The following is a 5136-nucleotide window of genomic DNA, read 5'->3' on the forward strand; positions in this document are numbered from 1 at the left end:
CCGCGCGGGCCGCAGCCACCGCGGCCTGCTCGTGGGCGCGCCGGCTGCCCATCTCGAGGCAGGGACGGTCCAGGGCCGCGCTGGTCATCCGCGAGGCGGCCGAGGCGACCGCGGAGTCGTAGTTCAGGACCGAGAGCACGAGGGTCTCCAGGACCACGGCCTCCGCGAAGGTGCCCTCGACCGAGAGCACGGGGGACCCGGGGAAGAAGCACTCGCCCTCGGCGTACCCCGTGATGGATCCGCTGAACCGGTAGCCCGCGAGGAAGTCGAGGGTGCGCCGGTCCACCACCTGCTCGCGGCTGAGGTAGGCCAGCTCCTCGTCGTCGAAGCGGAAGGCGGCGATCGCCTCGAGCGCGCGGCCCGTGCCGGCGACCACGCCGTAGCGGCGCCCCGCGGGGAGCCTGCGGGCGAAGACCTCGAAGACGCAGTGCCGCTCGGCGGTGCCGTCCGCCAGGGCGCCCTGCAGCATGGTCAGCTCGTACCGGTCGGTGTGCAGCGCCGTGGAGGGGCGTCCCGCCCCGGCGCGCGGGGTGGTCGCCGGAACCGTCCTGGGGGCCTCGCCCGTGAGGGCCGGGGCCGACGGCGAGGGCAGCTCTGCGCTCATGGGGATCACCGTAGAGCGGAGGCGCGGTCGGCACGAACCGTGCTCACCACGGCCCTGCTGGTGCCGGGGGGCCGTGCGCTGCCTAGAGTGAGGTCGTGAGCACCGTGACCGCCTCGTCGGCCCCGCTCGAGGACGTGGACCTCGGCGAGGCGGCGGTCGCCGACGGGTGGAGCACGGTGGTGTGGAACGACCCGGTCAACCTGATGAGCTACGTCACCTACGTGTTCCGCAGCTACTTCGGGTACAGCACCGCGCGGGCCGAGACCCTGATGCGTCAGGTGCACGAGGACGGTCAGGCCACGGTCTCGCGCGGGAACCGCGAGCAGATGGAGATCGACGTCCAGGCCATGCACGGCTACGGCCTGTGGGCGACGGTCCAGCCAGGGGCCCCCTGATGCAGGGCTTCCGCCGCGAGGGGGACGCCTACGTCGCCCGGCTCGACGCTGCCGAGCGAGCCGTCCTGCTCGACGTGGTCGACGACGTCGTCGGCCTGCTCACCGAGGGAGGGCCCAGCTCGGTCGCCCGGGGCAGGGCCGCTGCGGCGCACCCGTTGGACGCCCTGCGCATGGAGGCCGAGGACGTCCGGGCCCCGACCGACCCGGCACTGCGCCGGCTGCTGCCCGACGCCTCGGTGGACCCCGAGGTCACCGCCGAGTTCCGTCGGCTGACCGAGGGGGACCTTCGGACCGCCAAGACCGATCATCTGTTGCGGCTGCGGGCGACCCTCATGGCCGCGAGCCTCGACGTCGTCGTCGTGCCGAGCGAGGCCCCGCGCATCGCGGCGGCGCTGACCGACGTGCGGCTGGTGGTCTCCGAGCGCCTCGAGGTGCGCAACGACGCCGACGCCGACGCGCTATACCACCTCATCGGCACCGACCCCGAGCCGTCCGAGGCCGCGGACCCGCGGGCGCAGGTGGCCCGCCGGTTCCTCGCGACCGTGTACGTGGTGCTGAGCCTGCTCCAGGAGTCCCTCGTCGAGCTCATGCTCGAGGCGCTGCCCGAGGTGGGGCCTGAACCGGGCTAGGCTCGGGCGCGTGAACGACGCGCCGATCGGGATCTTCGACTCCGGTGTAGGAGGCCTCACGGTCGCGCGCGCCGTGCTCGACCAGCTCCCGCACGAGTCAGTGCTCTACATCGGGGACACGGCGAACGGGCCCTACGGCCCCAAGCCCCTCGCGGCGGTGCGGGCCCACGCCCTCGAGGTCATGGACGACCTGGTCGACGCGGGCGTCAAGATGCTCGTCATCGCGTGCAACAGCGCCTCGGCCGCCGTGCTGCGCGACGCCCGGGAGCGCTACACCCAGCGTCGTGGCCTGCCCGTGGTCGAGGTGATCCTCCCCGCGGCCCGGCGAGCGGCCGCGGCCACCCGCAACGGTCGGGTGGGGGTGATCGGCACCCGCGCGACGATCAGCTCCCGCGCCTACGACGACGCCCTCGCGGTCGCCGCTGGCATCAGCCTCACCTCGCAGGCCTGCCCCGAGTTCGTCACCCTGGTCGAGGCGGGCACGACGTCGGGCCCGCAGGTCCTCGAGGTCGCCCGGCGCTCGCTCGAGCAGGTTCGTGCGGCCGACGTCGACACGCTGGTCCTCGGGTGCACGCACTACCCGCTGCTGACCGGGGTGATCTCCTACGTGATGGGCGAGCAGGTGACCTTGGTCTCGAGTGCCGAGGAGACCGCCAAGGACGTGTACCGGACCCTGGTGGCCCACGGCCTCGAACGTGACCTGACCCTGGGACCGCCCGAGCACCGCTTCCTCGCGACCGGGGACGCCGAGGGTTTCGCGGCGCTGGCTCGGCGCTTCCTGGGACCCGAGGTGCTCGCGGTCGAGACGGCGACGAGTCTGCGATGAGGCTCACGGTGATCGGCTGCGCCGGGTCGTTCCCCGGCCCCGAGTCGGCGTCCTCCTCCTACCTGCTGCAGGCCGACGACGAGGCGGGACGCACCTGGAGCCTGCTGCTGGACCTCGGCAGCGGCGCGCTCGGGCCCCTGCAGCGCTACTGCGACCCCGTGGACCTCGACGCGATCGGTCTGTCCCACCTGCACCCCGACCACATGGCCGACATGTGCGGGCTCTACGTCTACCTCAAGTACCGGCCGCGGGGTCACGGGGGCCATGCCGAGGGGGCGGGCACGGGGGTCCGGCGGGGCCCGCTCGACGTCCACGGCCCCTTCGGCACCGCCTCGCGGCTGGCGGCGGCCTACGGGCTCGAGCCCGGCGAGTCGATGACCGACCAGCTCGCGGTCCACGCCTGGCAGCCCGGCCACCCGGTCCAGGTGGGTCCGCTGACCCTGACGCCGGTGGCGGTCGAGCACCCCGTCCCCGCGTACGGCGTGCGCGTGACCGGACCCTCCGAGCAGGACCCGAGCCGTCGGGTGACCCTTGCCTACACGGGGGACACCGACAGCTGCGCGGGCCTGGACGTCCTGGCCACGGGGGCCGACGTCCTGCTGGCGGAGGCCGCCTTCGTCGAGGGCAGGGATGACGGTGTGCGGGGCATCCACCTGACCGGCCGCCGGGCTGGCCAGGCCGCGGCCGACGGAGGTGCGGGGCGCCTGGTGCTGACCCACGTCCCGGCGTGGAACCCGCCCGGGGTGGCCTACGACGAGGCCGTCGCGGTGTACCGGGGCCCGATCGACCTCGCCCGGCCGGGCATGGTCCTCGAGCTCTGATCCCGAGCGTCACCGGCTGCGCCTAGGCTCGGGGGATGACTTCCGACGCCGCATCCCCCTCCTCCTCCCTCCTGCGTGCGGACGGCCGCCGCGCCGACGAGCTCCGCCCCGTGACGATCACCCGGGGCTGGCTCGACGCCGCCGAGGGCAGCGTGCTCGTCGAGTTCGGCCGCACCCGCGTGCTGTGCGCGGCCTCCTTCACCGACAGCGTGCCCCGCTGGCGCAAGGGCTCGGGGGAGGGCTGGGTCACGGCCGAGTACGCGATGCTGCCGCGCTCGACGAGCACCCGCAGCGACCGCGAGTCCGTCAAGGGGCGCATCGGTGGCCGTACCCACGAGATCTCGCGGCTGATCGGCCGCTCGCTGCGTGCCGTCATCGACGTCAAGGCCCTCGGTGAGAACACCATCGTGCTGGACTGCGACGTCCTGCAGGCCGACGGCGGGACCCGGACAGCGGCGATCACGGGCGCGTACGTCGCCCTCGCGGACGCCGTGGCGTGGGGACAGCGGTCGGGAGCCATCCGCGGCACCAAGCCCGTGCTGCGTGACTCGGTCTCGGCGGTGAGCGTCGGCATCATCGACGGCACGCCGATGCTCGACCTGCCCTACGTCGAGGACGTGCGGGCCGAGACGGACATGAACGTCGTCGTGACGGGCTCGGGGCAGTTCGTCGAGGTGCAGGGGACCGCCGAGCAGGCGCCGTTCGACCGCCGTGAGCTGGACGCCCTGCTCGACCTCGCCGTCGCGGGCACCACCGAGCTGAGCCGGGTGCAGGCCGAGGCGCTCGCCGGCGGGACCACCGCGTGAGCGCACCCCGCCTGGTCCTCGCGACCCACAACCAGCACAAGATCGGCGAGCTGCGAGCGATCCTGGGCCCGGTCGTGCCTGGTCTGGCCGCGCAGGAGGTCGTCGGTGCCGGGGAGGTCGGTGGTCCTGAGCCCGTCGAGGACGGGGTGACCTTCGCCGAGAACGCCCTCATCAAGGCCCGGGCCCTCGCGGCCCACACCGGGCTGCCGGCCGTCGCGGACGACTCGGGGCTCGCGGTGGACGTGCTGGGTGGTGCGCCCGGGATCTTCTCCGCGCGGTGGTCCGGCCGGCACGGTGACGACGCCGCCAACCTCGCGCTGCTGCTGGCCCAGCTCGCCGACGTCCCGGCCGAGCACCGCGGTGCGCAGTTCACCTGCGCCGCGGCCCTGGTGACCCCGGCGGGGTTCGAGCACGTCGAGACCGGTGCGCTGCGCGGACGGCTCACCACGGAGCCGCGCGGTGAGGGCGGCTTCGGCTACGACCCCGTGCTCGTCCCCGAGCTCCAGCCCACACGGGCCGGCGACGCCGAGCTCACCTGCGCCGAGCTCACGGCCGAGGAGAAGAACACCATCTCCCACCGCGGTCAGGCCTTCCGCGCGCTCGCCCGGGTGATCGCCGAGCAGCTGGGGAGCTGAGGTGGCCGCACAGGCACGCGGTGCCGGTCGACGGGCACGCGGCCCTGCCCTCAGCGGCGGGTCGACCGTCTCGGCGGGAGTCGTGCACGTGGCCGCCAAGGACGTCGCCGTCGGGCACCCGGGCCGACCCGTGCTGGCCGGGGTGACCTTCACGGCCGCCGCGGGGGACCGCGTCGGCCTGGTCGGGGAGAACGGCACGGGGAAGACGACGCTGCTGCGGGTGCTCGCCGGGCGGCTCGAGCCCACCGCGGGCGAGGTCCGTCGGGTGGGGAGCCTCGCCGTCGTCGAGCAGGAGCTCGCCCTGGGTGAGGGGCTCACCGTGGGGGACCTGGTCGAGGAGGCCCTGGCCGACGCGCGGGCCGCGGCGGTCGAGCTCGAGGAGGCCACGGCAGCTGTCGACGCCCTGGGCGGGGACGCCGA

Annotated in this window: 7 protein-coding genes and 1 pseudogene; 7 read left to right on the forward strand and 1 reads right to left on the reverse strand. The window is 74.4% G+C overall.

Going from position 1 to position 5136, the window contains the following annotated elements:
- Positions 1 to 604 (reverse strand): annotated as a pseudogene (locus L0B03_RS13590) (nicotinate phosphoribosyltransferase); the annotation flags it as partial.
- A gap of 104 nt (positions 605 to 708) precedes the next feature.
- On the opposite strand from L0B03_RS13590, the gene clpS reads away from it, so the two are divergent.
- The 7 genes from clpS to L0B03_RS19610 form a co-directional block, all read left to right on the forward strand.
- Positions 709 to 999: an ATP-dependent Clp protease adapter ClpS gene (gene clpS, locus L0B03_RS13595; protein WP_374204956.1), complete on the forward strand. Its 291-nt coding sequence runs from the start codon at positions 709 to 711 to the stop codon at positions 997 to 999.
- Positions 999 to 1628: a DUF2017 family protein gene (locus L0B03_RS13600; RefSeq protein WP_250446658.1), complete on the forward strand. Its 630-nt coding sequence runs from the start codon at positions 999 to 1001 to the stop codon at positions 1626 to 1628. The genes clpS and L0B03_RS13600 overlap by 1 nt, the downstream gene beginning before the upstream one ends.
- Before the next feature lie 10 nt (positions 1629 to 1638).
- Entirely contained in the window at positions 1639 to 2454 is an 816-nt protein-coding gene (murI, locus tag L0B03_RS13605) for a glutamate racemase (protein WP_250446660.1), read from the forward strand.
- A complete protein-coding gene (locus L0B03_RS13610) occupies positions 2451 to 3275 on the forward strand; it encodes an MBL fold metallo-hydrolase (RefSeq protein ID WP_250446662.1) in 825 nt (274 codons plus the stop codon). Before murI ends, L0B03_RS13610 begins: the two co-directional genes overlap by 4 nt.
- A gap of 35 nt (positions 3276 to 3310) precedes the next feature.
- Positions 3311 to 4081 (forward strand): ribonuclease PH, encoded by a 771-nt coding sequence (rph, locus tag L0B03_RS13615; RefSeq protein ID WP_284501805.1) that lies wholly within the window; start codon positions 3311 to 3313, stop codon positions 4079 to 4081.
- Positions 4078 to 4716 (forward strand): RdgB/HAM1 family non-canonical purine NTP pyrophosphatase, encoded by a 639-nt coding sequence (gene rdgB, locus L0B03_RS13620; RefSeq protein WP_250446664.1) that lies wholly within the window; start codon positions 4078 to 4080, stop codon positions 4714 to 4716. The genes rph and rdgB overlap by 4 nt, the downstream gene beginning before the upstream one ends.
- Before the next feature lies 1 nt (position 4717).
- A partial coding sequence (locus L0B03_RS19610; RefSeq protein WP_250446666.1) for an ATP-binding cassette domain-containing protein occupies positions 4718 to 5136 on the forward strand: 419 nt, incomplete at its 3' end.

Source organism: Actinotalea sp. C106, assembly GCF_023630195.1.
GTDB lineage: Bacteria > Actinomycetota > Actinomycetes > Actinomycetales > Cellulomonadaceae > Actinotalea.

Coding starts and splice junctions, on each gene's coding strand:
- rph (WP_284501805.1), top strand. CDS start 3,311: ATGACTTCCGACGCCGCATCCCCCTCCTCCTCCCTCCTGCGTGCGGAC.
- L0B03_RS13610 (WP_250446662.1), top strand. CDS start 2,451: ATGAGGCTCACGGTGATCGGCTGCGCCGGGTCGTTCCCCGGCCCCGAG.
- L0B03_RS13600 (WP_250446658.1), top strand. CDS start 999: ATGCAGGGCTTCCGCCGCGAGGGGGACGCCTACGTCGCCCGGCTCGAC.